The organism is Mannheimia varigena, assembly GCF_013377235.1.
Taxonomy (GTDB): domain Bacteria; phylum Pseudomonadota; class Gammaproteobacteria; order Enterobacterales; family Pasteurellaceae; genus Mannheimia; species Mannheimia varigena.
In genome coordinates this window covers 1,066,485-1,090,734 of sequence record NZ_CP016226.1, presented here as the reverse complement: position 1 = coordinate 1,090,734, position 24,250 = coordinate 1,066,485, and the positions used below count along the sequence as shown (strand labels likewise).

Sequence of the window (24,250 nt, the reverse complement as noted above, 5' to 3'; positions counted from 1 at the left end):
ATAATAAACAAGATTTTATTCACCCAACTTAAATGAAAGGAGTTTTTATGGGCGGTATTAGTATTTGGCAACTTCTGATTGTAGTTGCAATTATTGTGTTACTTTTCGGTACAAAGAAATTACGCACGTTAGGTTCTGATTTAGGCGAATCAGTAAAAGGCTTCAAAAAAGCAATGTCTGATGAGAAAAAAGACGCAGGATTTGATAACGTTGAAAAAGTTGAAGTGGTTGAAGTAAAAGAAAGAGTTTCAACAGAGCAACAACAAACCGTTGTAAAAGATAAAGAGCAGGTTTAATTCGTGTTTGATGTAGGTTTTTCTGAATTAGTACTGATTATGATTGTGGGCTTAGTGGTGCTTGGCCCTAAACGTATGCCGATTGCAATTCGAACCGTAATGGGCTGGGTGAGTACAATTCGAGGTTTAGCCGCAAACGTGCAAAATGAGCTGGCTCAAGAGCTGAAACTGCAGGAATTAAAAGAGAGCATTAAAAAGGCGGAAGAGCTTAATTTGAGTTCTCTTTCGCCTGAGTTGAGTAAAACTGTAGAGGATTTGAAAAACTCGGCAACTCAGTTGCAAGACTCGATTAATTCCGCAAAAAGTGAGTTTGACAACAATGCTGCTAAATCGGCAACAGTACCAAAGCTGACCGATGAGCAAGTGGCAGAAATCCAACAAAAAATTGAGCAGGAAAGCCAAGAGCTAGAAGCTCAAGAATTGCAAAAAACAGTAGAAAATCAACCGCTTGCAGTTGATGATTTATCTGAGCAATTGCCCACTTCTAAAGTAGAAGGTGAATTGTCACCAGATAAAATTGCAGAATTAGCTGAAATGGAGGAATCGCTGGTGGATATGTCAGCTTATTATCCACCTGATGATGATTTAGCTGCACCGGTTGAGTCTAACCAAAAATCGGAGGGAAAGAATGTCGCAAGTTGATGAATCTCAACCGCTGATTTCCCATTTAATCGAGTTAAGGAATCGCTTACTTCGCAGTTTTATTTGCATTTTAGTCGTTTTTTGTTGCTTAGTTTATTGGGCAAACGATATTTACACCCTATTGGCAACCCCTTTAACGGAAAACTTGCCTGAAGGGGCGACAATGATTGCAACCAACGTTGCAACACCGTTTTTTACCCCAATTAAATTAACCATTGTTGTATCAGTGTTTTTGTCTGTACCTTTTATTCTGTATCAAGTTTGGGCTTTCGTTGCCCCTGCATTGTATAAACAGGAAAAACGCTTAGTGTATCCGCTATTGGTTTCAAGCACTTTGTTGTTCTACTGCGGTGTGGCTTTTGCTTATTATGTGGTCTTCCCACTAGTTTTCGGTTTTTTAACCTCAACTGCCCCAGAAGGGGTAACAATGGCAACCGATATCAGCAGCTATTTAGATTTCGTTTTAACCATCTTTATGGCGTTTGGTATCTGTTTTGAAGTACCTGTAGCGATCATCTTGTTATGCTGGGCAGGAGTAACTACCCCTGAAGATTTAAGAGAAAAACGCCCGTACATTATCGTGGCGGCTTTTGTCATCGGTATGTTCTTAACACCACCTGATATCTTCTCACAAACTTTATTAGCCATTCCGATGTGTTTATTGTTTGAAGTAGGTGTGTTGTGTGCCAGATTTTATCGCCCGAAAGATGATGATGAACCATCAGAACAGGTTGCACAGTAATCATTTTGTTAAAAAAGGCATAGCACCTGCGGCTGTGCCTTTATTCTTTTAGGAAATTTAAAATGCAAGTAATTCAATCTCAATTCCCTCTACGCCGTATGCGTCGTTTACGCAGACACGATTTTAGCCGCCGTTTAGTGGCAGAAAACCAATTAACCGCAAATGATTTAATCTATCCTGTGTTTGTGATTGAAGGCGAAAATCAGCGAGTGCAAGTTCCTTCAATGCCGGGTGTGGAGCGTTTAACTATCGACCAACTTTTAGTTGAAGCAGCAGAACTTGTGAAATATGGCGTGCCGGCAGTGGCACTTTTCCCTGTGGTGGGTGATGCGAAAAAATCTTTAATGGCGGAAGAGGCGTATAACCCTGAGGGTTTGGCTCAACGTGCGGTGCGTGCGTTAAAAGAGGCATTTCCTGAACTTGGCGTGATTACCGATGTGGCGTTAGATCCGTTCACCACGCACGGACAAGACGGCATTATTGACGAAACAGGCTATGTACTGAATGACATCACCACCGAAGTGTTAGTGAAACAAGCGTTATCCCACGCCGAAGCAGGGGCGGATATTGTTGCCCCAAGCGATATGATGGATGGAAGAATTGGCGAAATTCGTGAAGCCTTGGAAGCCAACGGTTTCGTGAACACGCAAATTATGGCGTATTCAGCAAAATATGCGTCTAACTATTATGGACCTTTCCGTGATGCGGTAGGATCTGCCGGCAATTTAAAAGGCGGCAATAAATACACCTACCAAGTCGATCCTGCTAACGGTAACGAGGGCTTGCACGAAGTAGCAATGGATATTCAAGAAGGGGCTGATATGGTTATGGTCAAGCCGGGAATGCCGTATTTGGATATGGTGTGGCGTGTGAAAGAAAACTTTGGTATACCGACCTTTGCTTACCAAGTATCCGGCGAATACGCAATGCATATGGCGGCTATTCAAAACGGCTGGCTAAAAGAGCGTGAATGTATTATGGAGGGCTTGCTCTGTTTTAAACGAGCTGGAGCAGACGGCATTTTAACCTATTTCGCAAAACGTGTAGCAAAGTGGTTGTATGAAGATGCCCAAACGAAATAATAAATAAAATTGCAAGCGGTTAAATTTATGCGTTTTTTTGCAAATTATTTATAAAAAACAACCGCTTGTAATGTCTGTAAATTTCTACATTTTCAAGCTATAATAACAGATTACTATTTTTAATCGATTGAGAATAATCAAAAATATGAACAGCAAAATTTTAGCAACGGGAAGTTATTTACCGAGCCAGGTGCGGACCAATGCTGATTTAGAAAAAATGGTGGACACCTCTGATGAGTGGATTGTTACTCGCTCGGGCATTCGTGAACGCCGTATTGCAGGAGCTGATGAAACCGTGGCTACAATGGGAGCAAAAGCGGCTCAACAAGCCTTAGAAATGGCAAAAATTGACGCTAATGAAATTGGTTTAATCGTAGTTGGTACAACTACCAATTCCCACGCTTATCCAAGTGCGGCTTGCCAAATTCAAGGCTTGCTCAATATTCAAGATGCTATTGCATTTGATGTGGCAGCTGCTTGCACGGGCTTTGTGTATGCGTTAAGTGTTGCCGATCAATTTGTGCGTAATGGGCAAGTGAAAAAAGCGTTAGTGATTGGTTCAGACATCAACTCCAGAATGTTAGACGAAACTGACCGCAGCACCGTTGTGTTATTTGGCGATGGAGCAGGTGCAGTTATTTTAGAAGCCAGCGAGGAGCAAGGGATTATTTCAACGCACTTACACGCTTCGCCAGATTTGGACAATAATCTTACCTTAAAAGGTCAAAAGCGTGGTGAAGAGCGTTCCGGCTTTATTGAAATGCAGGGCAACGCAACTTTCAAAATTGCAGTGAACCAACTTTCAAGCGTGGTAGAAGAAACGTTAGAAGCAAATAATTTACAAAAATCAGATCTTGATTGGCTCATTCCACATCAAGCAAATTTACGTATTATCACTGCAACGGCGAAAAAATTAGAGATGGAAATGGACCAAGTGGTAGTAACCCTTGATAAATATGCCAACACCAGTGCGGCGACGGTGCCGGTAGCTCTTGATGAAGCGGTGCGTGATGGGCGTGTAAAACGTGGGCAATTATTACTTCTCGAGGCTTTCGGCGGCGGCTGGACTTGGGGTTCTGCATTAGTGAAGTTTTAAGGCGGAATGATGTCAGAAAAGCAAACTTTTGCAGATAAAAAACGCAAAACCGTAGAGCAAGCTGAATTTACCGAAGATGGTCGCTATTTAAGAAAAGTGCGTAGTTTCGTATTGCGTACCGGTCGCTTAAGCGATTATCAGCGTGATATGATGAACAATAACTGGGCGAATCTCGGCTTAGATTATCAGGCAACGCCATTTAATTTTGAGCAGATTTTCGGCAACAACAATCCGGTTGTGTTGGAAATCGGTTTCGGGATGGGCAGATCGCTGGTGGAAATGGCGGAGCAAAACCCGGATCGCAACTATATCGGCATTGAAGTTCACACCCCTGGCGTAGGGGCTTGTATCGCTTATGCGTTAGAAAAAGGCGTGAAAAATCTGAGAGTGATTTGCCACGATGCCACCGAAATTTTGCGAGATAGCATTGCAGACGGCACGCTCGGCGGCTTGCAGCTCTATTTCCCAGACCCGTGGCAAAAAGTAAAACACCACAAACGCCGTATTGTTCAGCCTGAATTTATCACACGAGTGATTGAAAAATTAAGCCCAAATGGCTTTATTCATTTTGCAACCGATTGGGAAAATTACTCAGAGCATATGCTTGAAGTGTTACGCCAATTTGAGGATAAATTGCAAAATACATCAGCAACCAACGATTTTATTCCACGCCCCGATTTCCGCCCTTTGACCAAATTTGAAGAGCGAGGGCACAAGCTAGGGCATGGTGTGTGGGATCTATATTTTGTTAAAAAATAAGTAATAGTTTACTTAATAGAGGAGAGAAAAAATGGCAGTTCAACGTAATGCTCGTCAGCGTAAAAAAATGCACTTAGGTGAATACCAAGAGTTAGGTTTTTTAATCAAATTTAGTTTTGCTGAAAATACAGGTATCGACCAAATTGATGAAACAGTTGATCGTTTCATTGATGAAGTGATCAAACCAAACGGTTTAGCGTTAGAAGCAAACGGCTACTTAAATTGGGAAGGTTTAGTTTGCTTAGAAAAATTAGGCAAATGTGATGAATCTCACCGTCAATTAGTGAAAACTTGGTTAGAAAACAATGGTTTACAAAATGTACAAGTAAGCGAGTTGTTCGATATTTGGTGGGATTACCCGGCACAAGTTTAATTGATTTACACTGATACAAGCGGTCATATTTTTCTGAAAATTTGCAAATTTTTTCGTAAAAACGACCGCTTATTTTTTATAATTTCAAATATAAAAGAGAGAAATAAATGGAATTTTTAGCCCCTGTTATTTCGTTAGTTGTTGGCTTTTTCAATTTTGTGTTGGTACTCAGAACGTGGCTACAATTTTGTCGAGTTGATCCACGTTTGCCTATTTCGCAAACCTTGCTCAAAATCACGGAGCCTTTGGTTGCCCCAGTTGGCAAGTTAATTCCAACGGTTAAAAATATCTGCTTTCCTGCACTTTTGATTGCTGCGGCATTAGTTACTTTGCAATTTATCTTCTTCGGACTGGATTTGCCTCGTGCCGTATTAATCGGTTTATTAAGTTTAGTAAAAACCTTCGGACAAATTCTCTTTTTCACCACCTTAATTCGTGCATTGATGAGTTGGGTTACACAGGGTAACCACCCACTTGATTATACTGTTGCTCAAATTACTGAACCGGTGTTAGGTTTTATCCGCAAACTACTTCCAAGAACAGGAATGCTAGATTTTTCAGTAATGGTATTAGGTTTCGGATTATTGTTGCTAAATAGTGTGTTCTACCAGATTTTTGGTGGGATATGGGCTGCAGCTTAAGCCTAAGCTATTTTAACTAATAAAAAACTCCGTAAGGTTAAAAACTTACGGAGTTTTTGTTAACGCTGACGAGCTTTAAATCTTGGATTAGTTTTGCAAATTACATACAGTTTGCCTTTGCGTCTTACAATTTGGCAATCAGGATGGCGTGTTTTTGCTGATTTTAATGAGTTTAAGATTTTCATTTTATGTCCTTTTATTTTTTAGCTGAAAGTGTTGTAGCAAAGCCTTTAAATCTATCTTTGAATTGGCTTGCTCGACCTTCATTATTCACTTCACGGCGTTTACCTGTGTAAACAGGGTGTGATGCTGATGAGGTATCTAAGGTATAAAGTGGATACTCTTTACCATCTTCCCACACCATTGTTTTGTTTGTTGAGGCACAAGAGCGAATAATCCAACCTTGTTGTACAGAGGCATCATAAAACAGTACTTCACGATAATTTTCAGGATGAATCCCTTTTTTCATATTTTCTCCAGAATTTTGATAATAGGCTTGTTAACCATAATTAAATTATGGGATATATGTTATACGAAATTTTATTCTTATTCCATAACTTTTTTATGGAATTTAAAGAAAAAGTGAATTTTTAGATCTAGATCTGATTTTCATTTTTAAAATTATGGTAATCTAATGATAATCTATTTATAAATTGTGAGGAAATATGAGTAATAATCCTTATTTGATTGCCCCTTCGATTTTATCGGCAGACTTGGCTAGATTGGGCGATGATGTGGCAAAGGTTTTAAAATCTGGAGCAGATTTAATTCATTTTGATGTAATGGATAATCACTATGTACCAAATTTAACATTTGGGCCTGTGATTTGCAAAGCATTACGAGATTATGGGATTCAATGTCCGATTGATGTACATTTAATGGTGAAACCTGTTGAGCGTTTAATTCCTGATTTTGCCAACGCAGGGGCGGATTACATTACCTTCCACCCAGAGGCAACTGAGCATATTGATCGTAATTTACAGCTTATTCGTGATTTAGGTTGTAAGTCTGGCTTGGTGTTTAATCCAGCAACGCCTTTGCATTATTTAGATTATGTGATGGATAAAGTTGATGTGATTTTGTTGATGTCGGTAAATCCGGGCTTTGGTGGGCAATCTTTTATTCCATCAACCTTAGATAAATTGCGTGAAGTACGTCGTCGTATTGATGAGAGTGGTTATAACATTCGCTTAGAAGTTGATGGTGGGGTAAAAGTCAATAATATTGCGGAAATTGCAGCTGCTGGTGCGGATATGTTTGTGGCAGGTTCTGCGATTTTTGACCAGCCTGATTATCAAGCTGTGATTGAACAAATGAGAACTGAATTAGCGAAAGTTCGCTAATCAGATCTGGAAATTTGAACTATCTCTATGGATTAAAGACAAACATAATGATAGAATGGTAGAACAAATACAGTTTTATTCTTGTGTATTGGAATAGTCTGGTTTGACCTTTCTATAAAAAGGTTGTATCTAAAATTATTTCGATTACACTAATCAACTCTCGCACTTATGCGATATTCACTATAGGAAAAACAAAATGAGCATTGAAGAACGCGTAAAAAAAATCATTGTTGATCAACTTGGCGCGAAAGCAGAAGACGTTAAACCAGAAGCTTCTTTCATTGAAGATTTAGGTGCTGACTCTTTAGATACAGTTGAATTAGTAATGGCTTTAGAAGAAGAATTTGATATCGAAATTCCAGATGAAGAAGCTGAAAAAATTACTACAGTTCAATCAGCGATTGATTACGTTCAAAACAATCAATAATATGAATTGATATTAGGCGACCAGTGGTCGCCTAATTTTTTATATCTATTTCGTTTTACAGATGCAATTATTCAAGTGGTCATCAACCAGTCCCATTGATTGCATAAAAGCGTAACAAGTCGTTTCACCCACAAAAACAAATCCTCTCTTTTTTAACGCCTTAGACATAGCCTTTGAAGTATCTGTTTTAGCCGGAACAGTTTGAAGCGAGAGTACATCATTAATTTGTGGTTGATGGTTCACAAATCCCCAAATAAATTCACTAAAATCTTCGTCTTTTTCCTGCATTGCAAGATAAGCTTTTGCATTTTTTATAATGGCTTCTAATTTTGCTCTGTGGCGGATTAAACCGGCATTTTGCATTAGTTGATCGAGATCTTTTTCTGTCATTTGAGCAATTTTTACAGGATCAAACTGGTGAAATGCTTGACGATAAGCTTCTCGCTTTTTCAGTACAGTAATCCACGAAAGCCCCGCTTGTTGTCCTTCAAGACAAATTTTCTCAAATAGCTTGATGCTATTGAATTCAGGTTTTCCCCACTCTTCATCGTGATATTTCACGTAAAGTTCGCTCTCACCGCACCAATCGCAGCGTGTAGTTTGGCTCATTTGTAAAATTCCTATAAAAAATAACCGCTTGTAATTATCTAAGAATACAAGCGGTCAAATTAAGCTAAAAATTTACCATTATTTTCTTGGTAAATAACGAACAGGATCGACAGATTTCCCTTTGTAACGAATTTCAAAGTGAAGCTTGTTGGTGTTTGTGCCGGTACTACCTAAAGTACCGATCTTCTGACCGGCTTTAACTGTATCTTGTTCATCAACATCAATAGTATTGTTATGTGCATAAGCACTTAAAAAATCATCGGTATGTTTGATAATAATTAAGTTACCATAACCTTGTAGGGCATTACCTGCATATACAACTTTACCGGCTGCTGCTGCACGCACGTCTTGTCCTTTTGAACCTGCAATATCTAAGCCTTTATTGCCACCTTCTGCTGATGAGAAACCTGAAATGACTCGCCCATTTGTTGGCCATTGCCATTTAATTGATGAAGCAGGGGCTACAGTTGTATTTGAAGCCGACGATGGACTTTCAGAAGCGGTTGTTGCTCGAATAGTTGAAGTTGTGCGATTTTCTATTTGACTAGCTGTTCCTGCTGAAGCGGTTACTGCTGATACTGTTCCTGCTGTTGCTCGAATGCCATTATTAGAAACGGGTACTTCTGTATTACCCGTTCCCGCTTTCACAGGACCTGTAATGTTACCATCAGAAGCGTAAGTCGTACCATTTGCACCTTGTTGATAAGTAATTTGTGGCTCAACAGGTACAGTTACTTTTTCCTCAACAGTAATAGTTTCTGTAGCTGATTTACCTGTTTTAATTTTTTGACCTACATTTAATTGATAAGGCTCACTCATATTGTTAAGAGCAGCGATTTCCTTTACATCTTTACCCACAATATAAGCAATTAAGAACATTGTATCGCCTTTGCGAACTGTGTAAGTTGAGCCATCATAGAAGCCTTTCTGAATTTGGTTATACATCGGAGCATTGTTAGCATCACGTGGAATCTCAAAATTCTGATCGACTTTTTTCTCTACCGTTTTTGTTTTCTTCACAATTTTAGTCGTAGTCGTTGGCTGTGGTGGTTGCTCTGTAATCACAGGGTTAGTGATAACTGGCTGTGGCACAGTTGCAATCGGCTGCGGTGTAGAAACAGGCTGCGGAATAGTTTGTACCGGCGTGTTCATTGAGCTTGGCATTGGAGCTGATTGAATATCAGACTGCCAACCACCGCTTGAATTTATTGCTTCCATATTAGTATCTACAGGCTGCATTACTCCCGGGCTAAGTTCATTATTGCCCGAAGCATTCACTACCGGTGCGGGGTTGTTTGAGGAACAAGCAGATAAAATAGCGGAGACTAAAGGTAAAAGTATAAATTGCTTTTTCATTAAATGATTATCCTAAAATTATTTCATAGAGTCAGGCATAGAGGTCGATTTAATATCGGACGGTAAACTGTAACTACCTTGACTTGCTCCAGAACCTGCAACAGGCTCTAACGTACCTGAAGGCAACAAGTTTGGATCATCAACGTTATCCTGCTTATCACTTGTTCCACAAGCGGTCAAAAATGCACAAGAAATTGCAAATATCAAAAATGATTTTTTCATTCAATCCGCCTATTAACGCACACGGAGTACTTGACCAACTTTTAATGCAGAGTTTGCACTTAAGCCGTTTAAGTTAGCAATATGGCTCGCACTTGTGCCTGTTAAGTAGCCAATTAAATAAAGAGTATCACTTTTACCCACTGTGTAAGAGCTATCGGTATAGCAACCTTTGGTAATTTGTGCGTAAATTGGGGCATTATTGCCATCACGCACAACTTGGCAGTTACCTACACTTTCCACTTGAGAGCCATAGCTACCGCTTGAAACAGGCATTGGTGCGGGTGCGGCAGTAATAGGTTGTGGGGCTGAATATACAGGCTGTGCCGGCGGTACAGCAATTGGTTGATTCATAGAATCCGGCATTGGTGCAGTTTGAATGCTATCCGCAGATTGCCAAGTTGCGTTGGCATCTGTGGTTTCCACGCTTGATGTACTAGACTCGCTTGAGTTACTTGAACAGCCAGCTAAAGCGAATGAGACAAGTGATAAAACAAAAAGTGATTTTTTCATTTTCTATTACCCTTAAAATTTAGTTCAATAATTTGTAAAGAAGATAAGCAACTACCGCAAGCACGATAGTTCCCCAACCAATTAATTCAATAGAGTGGCGAATTCTGACTTCATATTTTTTTCCGCCCCATGCAGAAAGCTTCGCGACTAGAATAAAGCGGGCAAAGCGAGAAATTGCAGCTGTTATCACAAATGGGAAAAACGCCATTTGTAATACACCGGCACATACAGTAAATACTTTGAACGGAATGGGAGAAAAACCTGCTAAAAACACAACTGCCACGCCCCAAGTTTCAAACCATGCCTTTGCTCTATCAAAGTTTGCTTGCATTCCCCAGCTGGCAATAACACCTTGCACCCAATCGGTCGCATACAAACCGATAAAATAGCCGATAATACCGCCTAGCACGGAGGCAACAGTGGTATAAAAGGCATATTTAAACGCATTTTCCGGTTTTGCCATCGACATCGGAATAAGCATTACATCAGGCGGAATTGGGAAGAAAATCGCCTCAATAAAACTGACTAAACTAAGCCAAAATGCCGCTAAACGGTGTTTTGACCATTCCATAGTTTTGTCATAAATTTTTTCAAACAGTTTCATTAAAAATGCCTTTTAATGTTGCGATAGTTTTATGTGCGGTCATATCTACCTGAATTGGGGTAATAGAGACACAATCTCGATTTAACGCATAAAAATCCGTGCCGTAGCTTTCGTCTAACGGTTCACCGGTGACACCAATCCAGTAAACATCTGCATTGCGAGGATCTTTCTGCTTTACGATCTCAGCTGCTGTTGAACGCTCACCTAAACGGGTAATCATTGTGCCTTTTAGCTCAGAGTAAGGCAAATTTGGCACATTCACATTTAAAACGTGGTTTGGTGGAAATATTTGATTTTCCATTTTTACCAGCAAATCTAGCACAACTTGTGCTGCTGTATTAAAATAGTTTTCGCCATCTAAAAACGAAGAATGTTTACGTCCAACAAGTGAAACAGCAATGCTTGGTAGTGGTAAATGACGACCTTCCAATGCTGCTGCCACCGTGCCTGAATAAACCACATCATCGCCTAAGTTTGCTCCATGATTAATGCCCGAAATAACTAAGTCAAATCTTTCAGCAAACTTGCTATCAAATAATCCATTTAAGGCTAAATGGACACAATCTGCAGGTGTGCCAGCGATTACTGCATAATTATATTCATCAAAACGATGCACACGTAATGGATCAACTAAAGTTAAACAACTTGATGCTGCACTGCGGTTACGATCCGGAGCAATAATGGTGACGATATGCCCTGCATCTCGTAGTGCTTTGGCTAAGGTTTGAATGCCGACAGCGTGAAAACCATCGTCATTACTGATTAAAATTCTCATAATTTCCTTTAGATCTTACTGCTAAATAGATGCTAAGTATAAAAGTAATCAATTCTAACAATTTTTCGACAACTTTTTTAGTCAAAAGTGTAAAAAGCGGTAAGATTTTAAGAAAGTTTTGCAAATTTTAAACTTCATTCTCTTCCGATAAACGTATTAACTCTCGCACTAATCCTGTTGCATAGCTACCTGAATCTAAAAAGAATTTTAATCTTAATCCATCTGTCTCAAATTGCCATTTGAGACCTTTAGGTTTGCAGATCATTGCCCGGCGGGCAGTGCTCATTCGCTCTTTTTTCATTAGCTCGACTAGCTCTTTGTGCTGTTCGATAATCGTTTTTTCGGCGGAATTGGCGGTGGTTTCGAGGGATTTTTCGCCGATCAGCGGAGCGGTTAATAATAGATCGGCTCGATCTAGGCGATCTTGGCTTTCAGCGATTTCATTTTCGGTCACGCAGAAAAAGCTGTTTGAGCCAGCCAGTTGAACATAATCATTCTCTAATACTTGATTCATCAAGCCATCACTAATACGTTGGGAAACCACTAAATTAAACACTTCGGAGCGAGCGGCGGAGAGATAAAAACTGCGTTTTTTGCGATCTTTAACCACAATTTCGCCTTTTGCCCAGCGTTGAGCTTGGGTGAGGTTGTGCCCGTCTCGCCCGAAACGTTGTTCGGTAAAATAATTGGGAAATCCGACCGCTTGTATTTGCTGTAAGCGATGAATTAAATCGGCACTTTCTGCCACATCACGCAGTAATAATTCAAAATGATTGCCAGCTAACGAGCCAACACGGATTTTGCGGTTGTGGCGAGTAACTTCTAATACTTCAACGCCTTCACATTCAAAGGTGGAGAAATCAGGTGTTTCTTTGCCGGCTAAATGTAAGCAGAACCATTGCTCGGTAACGGCGTGGCGGTCTTTTAAGCCTGCGTAGCTCATATCTCTCTCAGAAATTCCGGCAAATTTTGCTAATTTTTCGCCGACAAAGAGGGTGTTTGCATTGGTTTTACGGATTTTAACTGCCACAAACTCTCCCTCGCCAGTCAGTTCGTACCCCAATTCTTCACGCACGATAAAGTCGGCAAATTCAGCTTTTAAACGCCCTTGGGTTTGAGGGGCAGAGTATAAATAGTTTAGTTGCATTGTTTTTTGCTCATTAGAAATAGATTTGCTAATTATACGTTAAACCTTTCGATCTAGATCAGAAAAAGCGAATAAAAACCACAAAACGCTTTCAAAATTTGATATAGTTCACAACGATTTATATTTAAATTCAATTTATAGGAGAAACAAAATGGCACGTCGTCCACTGGTAATGGGTAACTGGAAATTAAACGGTGATAAAGTGTTTACCAAAACCTTAATTGCAGATTTAAAAGCAGAATTACACGGCGTTGAAGGCTGTGATGTAGCAATTGCTCCACCGGTAATGTATTTGGCTCACGCTGAAGCATCACTTGCAGGTTGTGGCTGTGGTTGTAGCGATAAAGGCTTAATTGCGTTAGGTTCACAAAACGTTGATGTGAACGTGAAAGGGGCTTTCACCGGCGATATTTCCCCTGAAATGTTAAAAGAGTTTGGTGCGAAATACATCATCATCGGTCACTCAGAACGCCGCACTTACCACAAAGAGAGCGATGAATTTATCGCACAAAAATTCAAAGTGTTAAAAGACGCAGGCTTAGTGCCAGTGTTATGTATCGGTGAATCTGAAGCGGAAAACGAAGCGGGTAAAACCGAAGAAGTGTGTGCACGTCAAATCGATGCTGTCATCAATGCTCACGGTGTGGAAGCGTTTAACGGTGCAGTAATCGCTTACGAACCAATCTGGGCAATCGGCACGGGCAAATCTGCGACTCCGGCACAAGCTCAAGCAGTACATAAATTCATCCGTGATCACATCGCAGCAAAATCACAAGCGGTAGCAGACCAAGTGATTATTCAATACGGCGGTTCAGTAAACGATGCAAATGCGGCAGAATTATTTACCCAGCCGGATATTGACGGTGCATTAGTCGGCGGTGCTTCACTGAAAGCTCCGGCATTCGCAGTAATCGTGAAAGCAGCGGCAGCAGCAAAAGCATAATTGCATTTTTAATATTACAAGCGGTTGTTTTTCTCATATTTTTTGCAAAATGTTTGAGAAAAACAACCGCTTTGCTATTTTTTATATCCCCCAAAAAAATTTACCACAGATTGAAGATCATTTTCGTTTTCGGGGCAGGCAAGTAACCTTCTTCCTCCGTGTAAATCAATGACGAGGACTTTTTCACGAGAACTTATTTCAGCTATATTTATTTGGTAAATTCTAGTGTAATGAAAGTAAACGTTGGCAAAGAAAAATCCATTTTGTTTTAATAAAAGACGTGGTGCACGAAAAAACGCTAAATAGACGGCTAAAATAACGCAAGTGCTAAGTAGATAGAGGGTAAATGCCGAAATTTGATTTTGAATGCCATAGCTAATAGATAGTATGATTAAACCAATTAATAACCAACTATCAATAGCTTTTTGTTTTTTGAGTACGACAGTGAGTTTTGTTTCGCCTTTAAGTTTACCCATTAGGATTTGATCGTAAATAGCAAAACTAAAGCTAAGTAAAATAAAGAAAAAAAGAATCACATTTGTCATAATGTCTGAATAGTGGGGAAAATGTAGATAGAAATTATAAAAAACCGCTTGAAGATCAAGCGGTCATTTTTGAGAGAAATTTTACATATCGGTATTATTTAAGCTAATGCACCTGTTGCAGCACCTAAAATACCAATGACAAAGAATCCTAGGATAATCCAAATTGCATTAACACGGTTGCGAAGTAGCCACATACAAGCAAAGGTTAAAAGCAACGGTAGTAAACCCGGCATTAAGCTGTCTAAGATGCTTTGAACGGTGGTAATTTCGGTTGTACCATCTTGTTTTTGAATTGTAGAAAGTACAAGCGGAACATTGATGCTGGTCCATTTTTGGACTAAGGCCCCCATAATAAACAGACCTAAAATTGATGCACCTTCGGTTAATTTTTGTAATAAACCGCCGCTCATATCTTGTACAACATCTAATCCTTTTTTATAGCCATAAACCACGCCATAATAGCGGCTTGCTAAGCGGACAAGATTAAATAAAACAAAGAATAAAATTGGACCTAAGAGTTCGCCTTTTAACGCTAAACCTGCCCCTAATGCCGCAAAGACAGGGCGAACGGTTCCCCAGAAGATTGGATCACCTACACCTGCGAGTGGTCCCATCAGACCAACTTTAATTCCGTTAATTGCGGCATTGTCGATCTCTTTACCATTTGCTCGTTCTTCTTCCATCGCAATAGTTACACCTAAAATAGGGGCACCAACAAATGGTTGAGTGTTAAAGAATTCAGAGTGACGTTTAATAGCTTCTTTACGACCAGGATCATTTGGATCAGGATATAAACGTTTGATGACAGGAACCATTGCATAAGCAAAGCCTAAAGCCTGCATACGTTCGAAGTTCCACGAACCTTGGAATAAGTTTGAACGACGTACAACGGCATTCAAATCGCTTTTTGTTACTTTTTTGATTTCGGTTGTCATATTGAATGCCCTCTTAGTCTAAACGGTTGTCTAAATCATTTTTCGGTGCAGCAGTTACTACTACTTGTTGGCCTTTGTTGTATTTTGGATGCATATGGATATACAACATTGCAATTACAGTACCTAGTACACCAAGTGCGACAAGGTTGAAATCAGTAAAGCCTGCAATCACGAAACCGGCAAAGAAGAACGGCATTAAATGGCCAGCACGCATCATATTAATTACCATCGCATAACCAACCACGGCAATAAAGCCCCCTGCAATTTTAAGCCCTGTTGTTACAACTTCAGGAATCGCATTTAACATTGTTTGTACTGCATCAGTACCAGCTGTTAGAGCAACAATCAATGCTGGAATAGCAATACGCATTGCTTGTAGGAGTAATGCACCACGATGTAGCCAATCTAGGCGGTTTAAGTTACCATCTTCTATTGACTTATCCGCTGCGTGTTGGAAACCAACAGTGATAGCTCGTACAATATAAGTTAGCACTTGACCTGCTGCTGCAAGTGGGATTGCAATAGCAATACCTGTTGAAATATCTTGTTTGCCAACAATAACAAGAATAGTTGAAACAATAGAAGCAAGAGCAGCATCAGGAGCAACTGCTGCACCAATATTCATCCATCCTAATGCTAGTAGTTCTAATGAACCACCTACAATAACACCTGTTGTAATATCGCCTAACACTAATCCTATCATCGTACAAGCAATTAGTGGGCGGTGAGTTTGCCATTCATCAAGAATTGAACCCATACCGGAGATACAGGCAACGAGGAATAAAAGCACAATTTGTAATGCTGAGAGTTCCATATTGATTTCCTTTAGATTAAATTATGTTTTTTTAATAAATCCATCATATATTGACGGCTATCACTTGAGACTTTACGTACTTCCAATTCAACACCTTTAGTGTCAATTGCTTTGAATGCCTCAATATCTTTCTGATCAACTGCAACAGCGTGACTGACCATTTTTTTCCTTCTTTGTGAGAAATTCCTCCAACATTAATGGAGGTAAGCGGAACACCACCTTCGATAAGTTCCAGCACATCGCTAGGATTAGTGAATAGAAGCATCACTCTGTCATCTGCATATTCAGGATTGTTATAGACACGGATCATTTTAGGTACATCAACAACGTGTGCCGTAACACCAAGAGGAGCTACACTTTTTAACATTGTTGTGCGAACGCTATCTTTTGCAACACCCTCATTTACGACAATAATACGATTTACCTTGCTTTCTTTTGTCCAAACAGTTGCTACTTGTCCGTGAATTAGACGATCATCAATACGGGCGAGAGCAATTGTCATTCGGCGACCATCATCGACAATTTCAGATTGTTGGGTAACAGATGTTTCTTGTTCTGGAGCTGGTGTAGTTGCTTGAGCAACCTCAGGTTGGTGGTTTAATGAACGAATACCTGTTGAACCAGCTTCTAATGCTACTTCAACAAGCTCTTCTAGTGATTCAACATCATCACGAGCCATACAGGTATTGACTAACATTGGGATATTAACTCCGGCAACAACATCCATTCCTGTTTTACCATCTTGGAAGCGATTTGCGGCGTTAAAAGGGCTTCCCCCCCACATATCTACAAGAAATAGTACTTGCTCACAATGTGATAATGGACCATCAATTAATGTTTGGTATTTACCCATAATAGTTTCTGCATTTTCACCAGGAACAAAGTCAATGTAAGCCACATCTTCTTGTTCTCCAATTAGCATCTCCGTCGTTTTGAGGAGTTGTTCTGCAGCAACACCATGGGTTGCTATAATAATAGCAATGCTCATGTATTACTCCTTAGAAGTAGTTAAATTATTCTTGGAGCGCGATTTTAATATGATAATTATTTCACACAATGTATTAATTACAGAAATGTGATCTATATCACATACAATATGATTTTTTGACTATTACTTGCTCCATTTAAGTGTTTTTTATAACATTATATTCACAAATATTTTTATGTTAATAATTTTTGGTTATGCTGTTTTTCTCTATTTGGAGTGAGTATTTTAATTACGTGCATGAGTGGGGTGTGTATAAATAAATTAAGAGTAACTGTTTAACAATTACTCTTAATTAAATAAGAGGGTTTGGTGTTGAAAAATTTAGTTGTCTAATTCAGGAAACAGCATTTTAATCACCGCTTTAGTTAAACGACGAGATTTTCCTTGATATGGGAAAATATGCATCATCATCATTGGGTTGAAATTCGCCTCGATCACGCCCCAAGAGTTGAGGTGTGGTTCGGCAGGCTTAGTGAGATCAGGAATGATCAAATCCACGCCACACACTTTCGCTCCCATAGCGTGAGCGATGCCCACCGCAATTTGTTTGTAGCTTTCGTGCATTTGGTCGGTCATATCAATAGAATCGCCGCCGGTGCTGATGTTGGAATTGGCTCGCAGTTGCACGGTTTGACCTTTCTCCGGCACAGAATCCACCGTTAAACCTTGCTCTTTCAGTTGTAACTGTTCGATTTCGCCTAAGGCAATTTTTTTCAACGGGCTACGAGAGCCATCGCCTCTAAGCGGATCGTCATTTTTCATTTCAACCAATTCTTTGATGGTGTGAATGCTATCACCCACTACGTTTGCCGGCACACGCAGAAGCACGGCGAGGGTTTCATCGCCCAGCACAAAGAAACGGTATTCCGTGCCAACTAAATAATCTTCCACCATCACTTCTTTGTCTTCACGGAACGCAATTTCCACCGCTTTTGCAAAATCTTCCCGATTTTTGACCGCTTGTTGGAAAATGGTAATGCCCAAACCGTAGTTAGTGGATTTCGGCTTGATCACCACTGCCTTGCCCTCAAACAGCGGATGGTGAGCCACCGCCTCTTCGAGCGTGGTAAATTCCACACTTTTCGGCACATTGAAACCAGCTTTCGCCAGCACTTTTTTCGTCACCACTTTGTTTTCCATAATCAATGGCGAAATATATTGATCGTGGCTGGTCATATTGCCGTTTTTCACATATTCCAGATGATCGCCAAATTTCAGGGCGAGGAACTGATCGTTTTCGTCCAATAATTCCGTGCTTATGCCTTGCTGGATCAAATCAAAGAACAGGGCTTGGGTTGAAAGCTCCATATTGTCAAATGCCGATAAGGCATAAAAACGCTCAAAGGCTTGAGCTTTGTAAGTTTGAGCGAATTTCGCTCCAACAGCTTTGTCGCTACCGAACTGTTCGATGGCTTGGATCAAACGTCCACCGATGGTTTGGCTCGGATCGGCAAATTGTGCTAATTTTTCCCGCACCAGCTCTCGGCTCTCTTCGCTTGAACCTAAGGTTTCGAGCATTACGAGGATCTGATTTAGTACTGCCTCACCCTCTGCACGGAAAGCGGTTTCGCTTCTTGGATCTTCCATTGCGACTTGGTAAAGCATCTGTTTGCCAATTTCCACCTCTTTTTGACCGCTTGTTTCCTCCAGCCACAACATTCCTAACAAGAACGAGTGGATAAACTTCGCATCACCCAACTCAATGCCGTATGGGGCGAATGGGTTGAGGTCGAACAGACGGAACTCGGCATATTTCACGCCGTTTTCGAGCAAGTCACGGGCTTTTTTGCCGCCACGCAGCCGCACGTTGGAGTAGAACTCTTTTTCCGCAATCAGCAAGCCGTTTGCTACTTGGGCTTCAAGACTCTCCACATAGCTTTGCAGGCTGTCGTGGTTCACCACCACATCGGATGAATTGACGTAACCATAACGGCTGGAACGCAAGCCGCGGACAAATTGCCTGGTTGCAAGCGGTGATTTTCCGTAAAAATATTGCGATTCCACCGTTGGTGAAGCAGCGAGCAGGTAGAGCAAAATCCACTGATAACGCAGGAAATTGTTGGCGAGTTTCATATACAACGCATTTTGGAACTCTTTGTGCGTGGCATATTCTGTTTGGGCGGCGAAGGCTTTTTCCACAAATTCAGGCGAGAGCTGGAAATTGTAGTGAATACCGCTCACCATTTGCTTATATTTGCCATAGGTTTTGGAGAGGTATTCCCGATATTTCACATCATCAGGGTTATCAAATTGAGCCTCTTGAATTTGCTCTTCCGGCGGCAAACCGGCAGGCATACTCAAGGGGTAGATGTATTCATCGTCAGGCAATGAACGCAGCACCACTTCGTGAATGGCAGAAAGCCAGCGGAAACTGTCTTCCAATTTTGCATTCGGCGGGGTAATCAGTTCGAGTTGGCTCTCAGCAAAATCGCTCTGAATGTAAGGGTGATAGCTGCGATTCCCAAACACGGCAGGGTGAGGCGTGGTGACAATATTACCATTCATATCAACACGCTGGCTCTCTTTCTCCAAGCCAAAATTCCCTTGTTGGAACAGCAAGCCTAAATGATTTTCTCGGATAATTTGTTGTAGCTTCATTATCTATCCTTTAATAGGCAAATAAATTGGGGGGTACAATAGCATAAATAAAAGGCTTAGTGAAATGGTCGGTTTTATTTTATTAGAATAAGCTAGATAATTTGGTTATGAAAAAGCCCTTTAAAGTTAAATAAAATATTTAACTTTAAAGGGCTGATGAATATTAAATCACTCTACCTAATTCTTCACCCATTCGGGTTTTCGTACCTGTAATAAGAGCTGGGTTAAGGTGTACTTTGCTTGTCGGGAAAAGGTTAATTACAGTTGATCCTAAACGGAAAGCACCCATTTCTTCACCCTTTTGTAATTTAATCGCTTTTTCACCTTCAGTTTCGTAATTCCAAACAACCACTTCATCTGCTCGTGGAGGATTGATAACGCCAGCCCAAACAGTACTCATACTTGCTGTAATGGTTGCGCCGACTAAAATTTGTACCATTGGTCCGAATGCAGTGTCAAACTCACAAATCACACGTTCATTACGAGCAAATAAATTTGGCACGTGTTCGGCGAGGAAAGGATTCACTGAAAACAGCTCGCCCGGCACATAAATCATTTTGCGTAGCGTGCCGTCACATGGCATATGTACACGGTGGTAGTCGGTTGGCGATAAATAGGTAGTGATGAAAGTACCATCTTTGAATTTATTCGCCATTTCCTGATCGTTTGCCAGCAAGGTTTCGAGCGTGAAAAAATGTCCTTTTGCTTGTAATAAACGGTTGTCCGCAATATCACCGGATTCGCTCACTTTGCCATCTGCCGGTAGGCAAACTACATTACTTTCGGTATTAATCGGGCGTGCATTTTCTTTTAGCTCACGAATAAAAAATTCGTTAAATGTAGCATAATCTGAAGGTTCGTTTTTTACGGCTTCAGATAAATTGACTTTGTATTGCTTGGCAAATAATTTAATAATGAAATGCGTAACAGCTCCCCATTTTTGTTCCGCTAACCAACCTGCTGCTCTAGTAATTGCTAACTGTGGCAACAAATAATGCAGAGCGATTTTCACACGCTGTAAATAAGTTGGAGTAGGGTATGATTTTAATTGCATTGCGTTTTCCTTTATTGATTAAAACTGAAGTCCGTTTTTAAATGGGGGCAAATATAGCAAATGCAATACAAAAAATGAAAAAAATTAAAAAAGATGTTGAAGTGGCTACAAAAGAAAAGACAAATAGAGCGATTGTAGTTTACCCACTTCAACAATTTTGATTACTCTAAAACGATATTTGCTCGATTTTTTTCTACCGTTGCTTGTCCAATACCGGATACTTCGGCAAGCTGCTCAATGCTTTTAAAATTACCATTTTTGGTACGGTAATCGACAATCGCTTGAGCTTTTTTCTCGCCAATTCCTACCAGCTTATCTTGCAATTCAGCAGCACTTGCGGTGTTGATGTTTACGGTGTTGGTATTTATTTGTGTTACTTGTTGCTCAGTTTGAGGCATACTATTCTGCTCAATTTGAGGTGGAGTTTGAGCAAAAGCGAATGTATTTAAGCTCATTAATAGGCCTAACGCGAGAGTTTTCATTTGTTTCATAATGTTTCCTTATGGTTGAGTAAATTTGTGATGAGCTTAAAAGTGAGTGGTATTTATCTCAAGCGGCAAAAGTAAATTTTTCGACACAGATCGAAAAAATAGAAAAAGATAAACTTATTGCTTTGCATTTGGTCTGAAATTAAGCGAGATTACAATAATTTGCAAAAAATTTATGAAAAATGACCGCTATTTGTGTAAATTTATTCAAATGAATTCAAATAAACCGTGAATTGATTTAGAATACAGATATTTTTATATAAATTAACTCCTATTATTTTTGGAAAAAATATGACGCAAAATAATTTTCGTAAAGAGCCTGTTTTTGGTGAGCCTTTAACCCCTAATCAAGAAAATAAAAGCCCAGAGAATGAAAAGGTAGAGCCAGTACAAGTGGACTCTTCACATAGCAACAGACCTTATGTTTCTCTACATTCAACAAAAGCACCAGGCCATACATTTACCCCAATAATGAAAAGATCTGATGCACCAGTAGAAGATAAGACCGCTGATGCATTTTCGGCTAAACCGACAAAAGAATTTCAATTTACACCAAGTACAGAGAATGTGGAGGCAGTTGTGAAAAATGTGAAAGAAAATCCATCAGCAGAAGGCGATTCAGCAACAACTACAACGCCGTTTGAGGTGAAGGAAAAGGCTGATCCAGAAGTTGTAGTCGTGAAGCCTACTCAAGAAAGTTTTACCACCGAGCGTATTATTCCAAATGCGGCAACAACAGCTGCAGGAGCAACAATGGCTGCAACTGCTGCGGTAGCTGCAACTAAAACAAAAGACATTAAGGAAAATATGCCACCTAAAACACGTCGTTTATTATTAGTATCATTGTTAGGTTTAGCATTATTAGTGCTATTTTTCCTATTAAAACCAAGTACACCTGAAACGGTGGAAGAGCTGCAATCGCAACAAGGTGGTAGCTTACCAATTGAGTTCCGCCCGGTAGATGAAGCAGAAGCAAAACGAGCAGAAGAACAAGCTCGTGCGGAGCAAGAAGCAGCTAAAGCACAGGAGCAGGCTCAAGCCCAAGAAGCTCAGCAGAAAGCACAATCAGAGGCAACAACCGCAGTAGCACCAGTTCAAACTGAACAAGTAGCTTCTAATCAAGTACAAAATAATCAGCCTCAGACAACACAAGCCCCAGTTGTTGAGCAATCTGTAGCAGTTAAGCCAGTTCAGAATAAACCTGTAGTGCCACAATCTGCAATTAAGCCAAAAACAGAAGGTAGTGTGGTATTCCAACCTGAAACTACTCCAAAACATCAACCTAAGGTAGAGCGCATTGCTACACAACCACAAAAAGAATCTACAAAAGTAGTAGCTAAGCCAGCAGAAAAAGCTTCTACTAAATCTGAAGCAGCTAAAACAAATACCACTTCAGCAGTGGCAGTATCGACTAAAACAATGACGGTACCAAAAGGTGTATCATTAATGCAGGTATTCCGTGATAATAATTTAAATATCTCCGACGTAAATGTAATGAGCAAAGTAAATAACGTTGTGAGTAATTTAAAAGTAGGCGAGCGAGTAACTGTTCGTTTAGATAAAAATAACCGTGTTGTTGAAATGAGTATTGGCTCAGGTGGTAAATTTACACGTCAAGCAAACGGTAGCTATACTTTTAAATAATGAGGAAAATAAGAGCAACGCTACAAACGTTGCTCTTTGCTTTTTAAAGGAGAAGTATATGAGCTTATTTTCCAAACCTAATAAGTTTATTTTTTTAGCAACAGTAGCAATAGCACTGAGTGCTTGTACAGCAGAAGTCGTTCCACCTGTTGAACAGCTCGAAAAAGTGCAAAAAATAACAGAACCAGCTAAAACAGTTATTAAACAAGTGGAACAAGCTACAGAATTAAATTTATATCTGTGTAAAAATAACAAAAAAGTAGAAGTTGAACGCCAAAAAATTGCTCAAAAAGAGGCAAAAAAAGACAATATTACGGTTAATTTTCAAGGATTATCGTATCAGCTTTCCCCATCGGTAACTAGAAATGGTAAAAAATACACCAATATCCGCTGGACATGGCATGAAATGCGTAATGGAAAAGCCTTTTTATATGATAATACGAAAAGAAATCTTGCTGAAAATTGTGTAAAGCAATAATAACAAGCGGTTACTTTTTAAGAGAATTTTGCAAATGAATATTTTAGTTACTGGTCCATCTTGGGTTGGTGATATGATGATGTCGCACTCGCTGTATCAGCAACTTAAAGTGCAATACCCAAATTGTCAGATTGACGTAATGGCTCCGGATTGGTGCCGCCCTCTGTTAGCCCGGATGCCCGAGGTTCGCAATGCAATTTCAATGCCGATTGGGCACGGTTCATTTCGCTTGTGCGAACGTTATCAACTCGGCAAAGGGCTTCGCAATCAATATGATATGGCAATCGTCTTGCCAAACTCGCTCAAATCTGCGTTCATCCCGTTGTTTGCGAAAATTGCCAAACGTCGTGGCTGGAAAGGGGAAAGTAGATATTTCTTCTTAAATGATCTTCGCTCGAATAAAAATGATTACCCGATGATGGTACAGCGTTATGTGGCATTGGCGTTTGAGCAAGGCTCAATTCCGAATGCTGAACAGTTGCCAATTCTCTACCCTTATTTAAAAACCGAGTTGGAGCAAATTGCCGCAACCAAAGTGAAGTTTGAAAAACAACTAGCCTATGCAGAAAACCGCCCAGCCATCGGGTTTTGCCCGGGTGCGGAATTCGGACCGGCAAAACGTTGGCCGCATTACCATTACGCAACGCTGGCTAAAATGTTGATTGAGCAAGGTTACTCCGTGCGTTTATTCGGCTCGAAAAAAGATGAAGAAGCTGGTGAGCGAATCCGTTTAGCCTTGCCTGCAGAACTACAACGTTATTGCTTAAATTTAGCAGGCCAGACTGATCTAAACCAAGCGGTTGATTTAATTGCTGATTGTGCAGCAGTGGTGAGCAATGACTCAGGCTTGATGCATATCGCAGCTGCCCTGAATAAACCTTTGGTTGCGTTGTATGGGCCAACAAGCCCACAATACACGCCACCACTAGCGAAAAATGCGGTGATTATTCGCTTGATTGAAGGTGGATTAATTAAAATTCGCAAAGGCGATGGGGCAGAAGGCTATCACCAAAGCTTGATTGATATTGAGCCTGAAATGGTAATGGAAAAACTCCAAACATTATTAGCATAAACTCACTACAAGCGGTCATTTTTGTCAATTTTTTTGCACAAAACAACCGCTTGCTATTTTTTGTAGA

General features: G+C 40.2%; 29 protein-coding genes and 1 pseudogene. 14 read left to right on the top strand and 16 right to left on the bottom strand.

Annotated features, from left to right (window positions below):
- The first annotated feature begins 47 nt into the window (after window positions 1–47).
- The 8 genes from tatA to A6B40_RS05005 all read left to right on the top strand — a co-directional run bounded on the left by tatA (window position 48) and on the right by A6B40_RS05005 (window position 5,631).
- Window positions 48–296, top strand: coding sequence for a Sec-independent protein translocase subunit TatA (gene tatA, locus A6B40_RS05040; RefSeq protein WP_025218049.1), 249 nt, complete (start codon window positions 48–50; stop codon window positions 294–296).
- Between the two features lie 3 nt (window positions 297–299).
- Window positions 300–938 (top strand): Sec-independent protein translocase protein TatB, encoded by a 639-nt coding sequence (tatB, locus tag A6B40_RS05035; RefSeq protein ID WP_025248232.1) that lies wholly within the window; start codon window positions 300–302, stop codon window positions 936–938.
- Entirely contained in the window at window positions 925–1,680 is a 756-nt protein-coding gene (gene tatC, locus A6B40_RS05030) for a twin-arginine translocase subunit TatC (RefSeq protein ID WP_025248231.1), read from the top strand. Before tatB ends, tatC begins: the two co-directional genes overlap by 14 nt.
- 62 nt (window positions 1,681–1,742) lie before the next feature.
- Window positions 1,743–2,762, top strand: a complete 1,020-nt coding sequence (hemB, locus tag A6B40_RS05025) for a porphobilinogen synthase (protein ID WP_025342166.1) — start codon at window positions 1,743–1,745, stop codon at window positions 2,760–2,762.
- 145 nt (window positions 2,763–2,907) lie between these two features.
- Window positions 2,908–3,858 carry a beta-ketoacyl-ACP synthase III gene (locus tag A6B40_RS05020; protein ID WP_176671751.1) on the top strand — a complete coding sequence of 317 codons (951 nt, stop codon included), beginning with the start codon at window positions 2,908–2,910 and terminating at the stop codon, window positions 3,856–3,858.
- A gap of 9 nt (window positions 3,859–3,867) precedes the next feature.
- The gene (gene trmB, locus A6B40_RS05015; RefSeq protein ID WP_176672322.1) at window positions 3,868–4,617 is read left to right on the top strand and encodes a tRNA (guanosine(46)-N7)-methyltransferase TrmB; all 750 of its coding nucleotides are present in this window, start codon (window positions 3,868–3,870) and stop codon (window positions 4,615–4,617) included.
- A gap of 31 nt (window positions 4,618–4,648) precedes the next feature.
- Window positions 4,649–4,990, top strand: a complete 342-nt coding sequence (locus A6B40_RS05010) for a YggL family protein (protein ID WP_025235250.1) — start codon at window positions 4,649–4,651, stop codon at window positions 4,988–4,990.
- A 107-nt stretch (window positions 4,991–5,097) separates the two neighbouring features.
- On the top strand, window positions 5,098–5,631 hold the full coding sequence (locus tag A6B40_RS05005) for a YggT family protein (RefSeq protein ID WP_025248227.1): 534 nt from the start codon (window positions 5,098–5,100) through the stop codon (window positions 5,629–5,631).
- A 59-nt stretch (window positions 5,632–5,690) separates the two neighbouring features.
- On the opposite strand, the gene ykgO is transcribed toward A6B40_RS05005, so the two are convergent.
- Together ykgO and A6B40_RS04995 are read right to left on the bottom strand one after the other, a co-directional pair.
- Window positions 5,691–5,816, bottom strand: coding sequence for a type B 50S ribosomal protein L36 (gene ykgO / locus A6B40_RS05000; RefSeq protein ID WP_025218041.1), 126 nt, complete (start codon window positions 5,814–5,816; stop codon window positions 5,691–5,693).
- An 11-nt stretch (window positions 5,817–5,827) separates the two neighbouring features.
- Window positions 5,828–6,100, bottom strand: a complete 273-nt coding sequence (locus tag A6B40_RS04995) for a type B 50S ribosomal protein L31 (protein ID WP_025218040.1) — start codon at window positions 6,098–6,100, stop codon at window positions 5,828–5,830.
- A 196-nt stretch (window positions 6,101–6,296) separates the two neighbouring features.
- On the opposite strand from A6B40_RS04995, the gene rpe reads away from it, so the two are divergent.
- The gene (gene rpe / locus A6B40_RS04990; RefSeq protein ID WP_176671750.1) at window positions 6,297–6,974 is read left to right on the top strand and encodes a ribulose-phosphate 3-epimerase; all 678 of its coding nucleotides are present in this window, start codon (window positions 6,297–6,299) and stop codon (window positions 6,972–6,974) included.
- A 196-nt stretch (window positions 6,975–7,170) separates the two neighbouring features.
- Window positions 7,171–7,401: an acyl carrier protein gene (gene acpP, locus A6B40_RS04985; RefSeq protein ID WP_006249478.1), complete on the top strand. Its 231-nt coding sequence runs from the start codon at window positions 7,171–7,173 to the stop codon at window positions 7,399–7,401.
- Window positions 7,402–7,446: 45 nt separating this feature from the next.
- Here the strand turns inward: acpP and A6B40_RS04980 are convergent, their stop codons facing one another.
- The 7 genes from A6B40_RS04980 to truD all read right to left on the bottom strand — a co-directional run bounded on the left by A6B40_RS04980 (window position 7,447) and on the right by truD (window position 12,624).
- A complete protein-coding gene (locus A6B40_RS04980) occupies window positions 7,447–8,010 on the bottom strand; it encodes a DNA-3-methyladenine glycosylase I (RefSeq protein ID WP_176671749.1) in 564 nt (187 codons plus the stop codon).
- Between the two features lie 78 nt (window positions 8,011–8,088).
- A complete protein-coding gene (locus tag A6B40_RS04975) occupies window positions 8,089–9,366 on the bottom strand; it encodes a peptidoglycan DD-metalloendopeptidase family protein (RefSeq protein WP_176671748.1) in 1,278 nt (425 codons plus the stop codon).
- 18 nt (window positions 9,367–9,384) lie between these two features.
- Window positions 9,385–9,588: a hypothetical protein gene (locus tag A6B40_RS04970; protein ID WP_025248224.1), complete on the bottom strand. Its 204-nt coding sequence runs from the start codon at window positions 9,586–9,588 to the stop codon at window positions 9,385–9,387.
- 12 nt (window positions 9,589–9,600) lie between these two features.
- Entirely contained in the window at window positions 9,601–10,098 is a 498-nt protein-coding gene (locus tag A6B40_RS04965) for a LysM peptidoglycan-binding domain-containing protein (RefSeq protein ID WP_176671747.1), read from the bottom strand.
- A 19-nt stretch (window positions 10,099–10,117) separates the two neighbouring features.
- Window positions 10,118–10,702 carry a YqaA family protein gene (locus A6B40_RS04960; protein ID WP_176671746.1) on the bottom strand — a complete coding sequence of 195 codons (585 nt, stop codon included), beginning with the start codon at window positions 10,700–10,702 and terminating at the stop codon, window positions 10,118–10,120.
- Entirely contained in the window at window positions 10,689–11,477 is a 789-nt protein-coding gene (surE, locus tag A6B40_RS04955; RefSeq protein WP_025218033.1) for a 5'/3'-nucleotidase SurE, read from the bottom strand. Before surE ends, A6B40_RS04960 begins: the two co-directional genes overlap by 14 nt.
- Window positions 11,478–11,604: 127 nt before the next feature.
- A complete protein-coding gene (gene truD / locus A6B40_RS04950; protein ID WP_176671745.1) occupies window positions 11,605–12,624 on the bottom strand; it encodes a tRNA pseudouridine(13) synthase TruD in 1,020 nt (339 codons plus the stop codon).
- 151 nt (window positions 12,625–12,775) lie between these two features.
- Between truD and tpiA the strand changes: the two genes are divergently transcribed.
- On the top strand, window positions 12,776–13,567 hold the full coding sequence (gene tpiA, locus A6B40_RS04945) for a triose-phosphate isomerase (RefSeq protein WP_176671744.1): 792 nt from the start codon (window positions 12,776–12,778) through the stop codon (window positions 13,565–13,567).
- 74 nt (window positions 13,568–13,641) lie between these two features.
- Here tpiA and A6B40_RS04940 read toward each other — a convergent pair whose 3' ends face one another.
- The 7 genes and pseudogenes from A6B40_RS04940 to A6B40_RS04910 all read right to left on the bottom strand — a co-directional run bounded on the left by A6B40_RS04940 (window position 13,642) and on the right by A6B40_RS04910 (window position 20,992).
- Window positions 13,642–14,112, bottom strand: coding sequence for a DUF986 family protein (locus tag A6B40_RS04940; RefSeq protein ID WP_176671743.1), 471 nt, complete (start codon window positions 14,110–14,112; stop codon window positions 13,642–13,644).
- Window positions 14,113–14,210: 98 nt separating this feature from the next.
- Window positions 14,211–15,047 carry a PTS mannose transporter subunit IID gene (locus tag A6B40_RS04935; protein WP_025218029.1) on the bottom strand — a complete coding sequence of 279 codons (837 nt, stop codon included), beginning with the start codon at window positions 15,045–15,047 and terminating at the stop codon, window positions 14,211–14,213.
- Window positions 15,048–15,060: 13 nt separating this feature from the next.
- Window positions 15,061–15,861: a PTS mannose/fructose/sorbose transporter subunit IIC gene (locus A6B40_RS04930; RefSeq protein WP_025218028.1), complete on the bottom strand. Its 801-nt coding sequence runs from the start codon at window positions 15,859–15,861 to the stop codon at window positions 15,061–15,063.
- A gap of 11 nt (window positions 15,862–15,872) precedes the next feature.
- Window positions 15,873–16,849: pseudogene (manX, locus tag A6B40_RS04925) on the bottom strand (PTS mannose transporter subunit IIAB).
- A 321-nt stretch (window positions 16,850–17,170) separates the two neighbouring features.
- Window positions 17,171–19,447: a bifunctional glutamate--cysteine ligase GshA/glutathione synthetase GshB gene (gene gshAB / locus A6B40_RS04920; RefSeq protein WP_176671742.1), complete on the bottom strand. Its 2,277-nt coding sequence runs from the start codon at window positions 19,445–19,447 to the stop codon at window positions 17,171–17,173.
- A 163-nt stretch (window positions 19,448–19,610) separates the two neighbouring features.
- Window positions 19,611–20,501 carry an archaetidylserine decarboxylase gene (asd, locus tag A6B40_RS04915; protein WP_176671741.1) on the bottom strand — a complete coding sequence of 297 codons (891 nt, stop codon included), beginning with the start codon at window positions 20,499–20,501 and terminating at the stop codon, window positions 19,611–19,613.
- Between the two features lie 161 nt (window positions 20,502–20,662).
- The gene (locus A6B40_RS04910) at window positions 20,663–20,992 is read right to left on the bottom strand and encodes a ComEA family DNA-binding protein (protein ID WP_112110132.1); all 330 of its coding nucleotides are present in this window, start codon (window positions 20,990–20,992) and stop codon (window positions 20,663–20,665) included.
- Window positions 20,993–21,280: 288 nt separating this feature from the next.
- Between A6B40_RS04910 and A6B40_RS04905 the strand changes: the two genes are divergently transcribed.
- Genes A6B40_RS04905 through waaF form a run of 3 tightly spaced genes read left to right on the top strand, consistent with a single transcriptional unit; the run spans window position 21,281 to window position 24,183 of the window.
- Window positions 21,281–22,633 carry a LysM-like peptidoglycan-binding domain-containing protein gene (locus A6B40_RS04905; RefSeq protein ID WP_176671740.1) on the top strand — a complete coding sequence of 451 codons (1,353 nt, stop codon included), beginning with the start codon at window positions 21,281–21,283 and terminating at the stop codon, window positions 22,631–22,633.
- Window positions 22,634–22,691: 58 nt separating this feature from the next.
- Window positions 22,692–23,111, top strand: coding sequence for an MliC family protein (locus A6B40_RS04900; protein ID WP_176671739.1), 420 nt, complete (start codon window positions 22,692–22,694; stop codon window positions 23,109–23,111).
- A 34-nt stretch (window positions 23,112–23,145) separates the two neighbouring features.
- Window positions 23,146–24,183: a lipopolysaccharide heptosyltransferase II gene (gene waaF, locus A6B40_RS04895; RefSeq protein WP_176671738.1), complete on the top strand. Its 1,038-nt coding sequence runs from the start codon at window positions 23,146–23,148 to the stop codon at window positions 24,181–24,183.
- Window positions 24,184–24,250: the final 67 nt, after the last annotated feature.

Excerpts from the sequence above, each read along its gene's own strand:
- tatC (WP_025248231.1), top strand. The coding sequence starts at position 925 with ATGTCGCAAGTTGATGAATCTCAACCGCTGATTTCCCATTTAATCGAG.
- A6B40_RS04940 (WP_176671743.1), bottom strand. The coding sequence starts at position 14,112 with ATGACAAATGTGATTCTTTTTTTCTTTATTTTACTTAGCTTTAGTTTT.
- truD (WP_176671745.1), bottom strand. The coding sequence starts at position 12,624 with ATGCAACTAAACTATTTATACTCTGCCCCTCAAACCCAAGGGCGTTTA.
- A6B40_RS04975 (WP_176671748.1), bottom strand. The coding sequence starts at position 9,366 with ATGAAAAAGCAATTTATACTTTTACCTTTAGTCTCCGCTATTTTATCT.
- tpiA (WP_176671744.1), top strand. The coding sequence starts at position 12,776 with ATGGCACGTCGTCCACTGGTAATGGGTAACTGGAAATTAAACGGTGAT.
- A6B40_RS04995 (WP_025218040.1), bottom strand. The coding sequence starts at position 6,100 with ATGAAAAAAGGGATTCATCCTGAAAATTATCGTGAAGTACTGTTTTAT.
- A6B40_RS04965 (WP_176671747.1), bottom strand. The coding sequence starts at position 10,098 with ATGAAAAAATCACTTTTTGTTTTATCACTTGTCTCATTCGCTTTAGCT.
- A6B40_RS05020 (WP_176671751.1), top strand. The coding sequence starts at position 2,908 with ATGAACAGCAAAATTTTAGCAACGGGAAGTTATTTACCGAGCCAGGTG.
- rpe (WP_176671750.1), top strand. The coding sequence starts at position 6,297 with ATGAGTAATAATCCTTATTTGATTGCCCCTTCGATTTTATCGGCAGAC.
- A6B40_RS04900 (WP_176671739.1), top strand. The coding sequence starts at position 22,692 with ATGAGCTTATTTTCCAAACCTAATAAGTTTATTTTTTTAGCAACAGTA.
- gshAB (WP_176671742.1), bottom strand. The coding sequence starts at position 19,447 with ATGAAGCTACAACAAATTATCCGAGAAAATCATTTAGGCTTGCTGTTC.
- A6B40_RS04910 (WP_112110132.1), bottom strand. The coding sequence starts at position 20,992 with ATGAAACAAATGAAAACTCTCGCGTTAGGCCTATTAATGAGCTTAAAT.
- A6B40_RS05010 (WP_025235250.1), top strand. The coding sequence starts at position 4,649 with ATGGCAGTTCAACGTAATGCTCGTCAGCGTAAAAAAATGCACTTAGGT.
- hemB (WP_025342166.1), top strand. The coding sequence starts at position 1,743 with ATGCAAGTAATTCAATCTCAATTCCCTCTACGCCGTATGCGTCGTTTA.
- acpP (WP_006249478.1), top strand. The coding sequence starts at position 7,171 with ATGAGCATTGAAGAACGCGTAAAAAAAATCATTGTTGATCAACTTGGC.
- trmB (WP_176672322.1), top strand. The coding sequence starts at position 3,868 with ATGTCAGAAAAGCAAACTTTTGCAGATAAAAAACGCAAAACCGTAGAG.
- waaF (WP_176671738.1), top strand. The coding sequence starts at position 23,146 with ATGAATATTTTAGTTACTGGTCCATCTTGGGTTGGTGATATGATGATG.
- A6B40_RS04935 (WP_025218029.1), bottom strand. The coding sequence starts at position 15,047 with ATGACAACCGAAATCAAAAAAGTAACAAAAAGCGATTTGAATGCCGTT.
- A6B40_RS04980 (WP_176671749.1), bottom strand. The coding sequence starts at position 8,010 with ATGAGCCAAACTACACGCTGCGATTGGTGCGGTGAGAGCGAACTTTAC.
- surE (WP_025218033.1), bottom strand. The coding sequence starts at position 11,477 with ATGAGAATTTTAATCAGTAATGACGATGGTTTTCACGCTGTCGGCATT.
- tatA (WP_025218049.1), top strand. The coding sequence starts at position 48 with ATGGGCGGTATTAGTATTTGGCAACTTCTGATTGTAGTTGCAATTATT.
- A6B40_RS04905 (WP_176671740.1), top strand. The coding sequence starts at position 21,281 with ATGACGCAAAATAATTTTCGTAAAGAGCCTGTTTTTGGTGAGCCTTTA.
- asd (WP_176671741.1), bottom strand. The coding sequence starts at position 20,501 with ATGCAATTAAAATCATACCCTACTCCAACTTATTTACAGCGTGTGAAA.
- A6B40_RS04930 (WP_025218028.1), bottom strand. The coding sequence starts at position 15,861 with ATGGAACTCTCAGCATTACAAATTGTGCTTTTATTCCTCGTTGCCTGT.
- ykgO (WP_025218041.1), bottom strand. The coding sequence starts at position 5,816 with ATGAAAATCTTAAACTCATTAAAATCAGCAAAAACACGCCATCCTGAT.
- A6B40_RS05005 (WP_025248227.1), top strand. The coding sequence starts at position 5,098 with ATGGAATTTTTAGCCCCTGTTATTTCGTTAGTTGTTGGCTTTTTCAAT.
- A6B40_RS04970 (WP_025248224.1), bottom strand. The coding sequence starts at position 9,588 with ATGAAAAAATCATTTTTGATATTTGCAATTTCTTGTGCATTTTTGACC.
- A6B40_RS04960 (WP_176671746.1), bottom strand. The coding sequence starts at position 10,702 with ATGAAACTGTTTGAAAAAATTTATGACAAAACTATGGAATGGTCAAAA.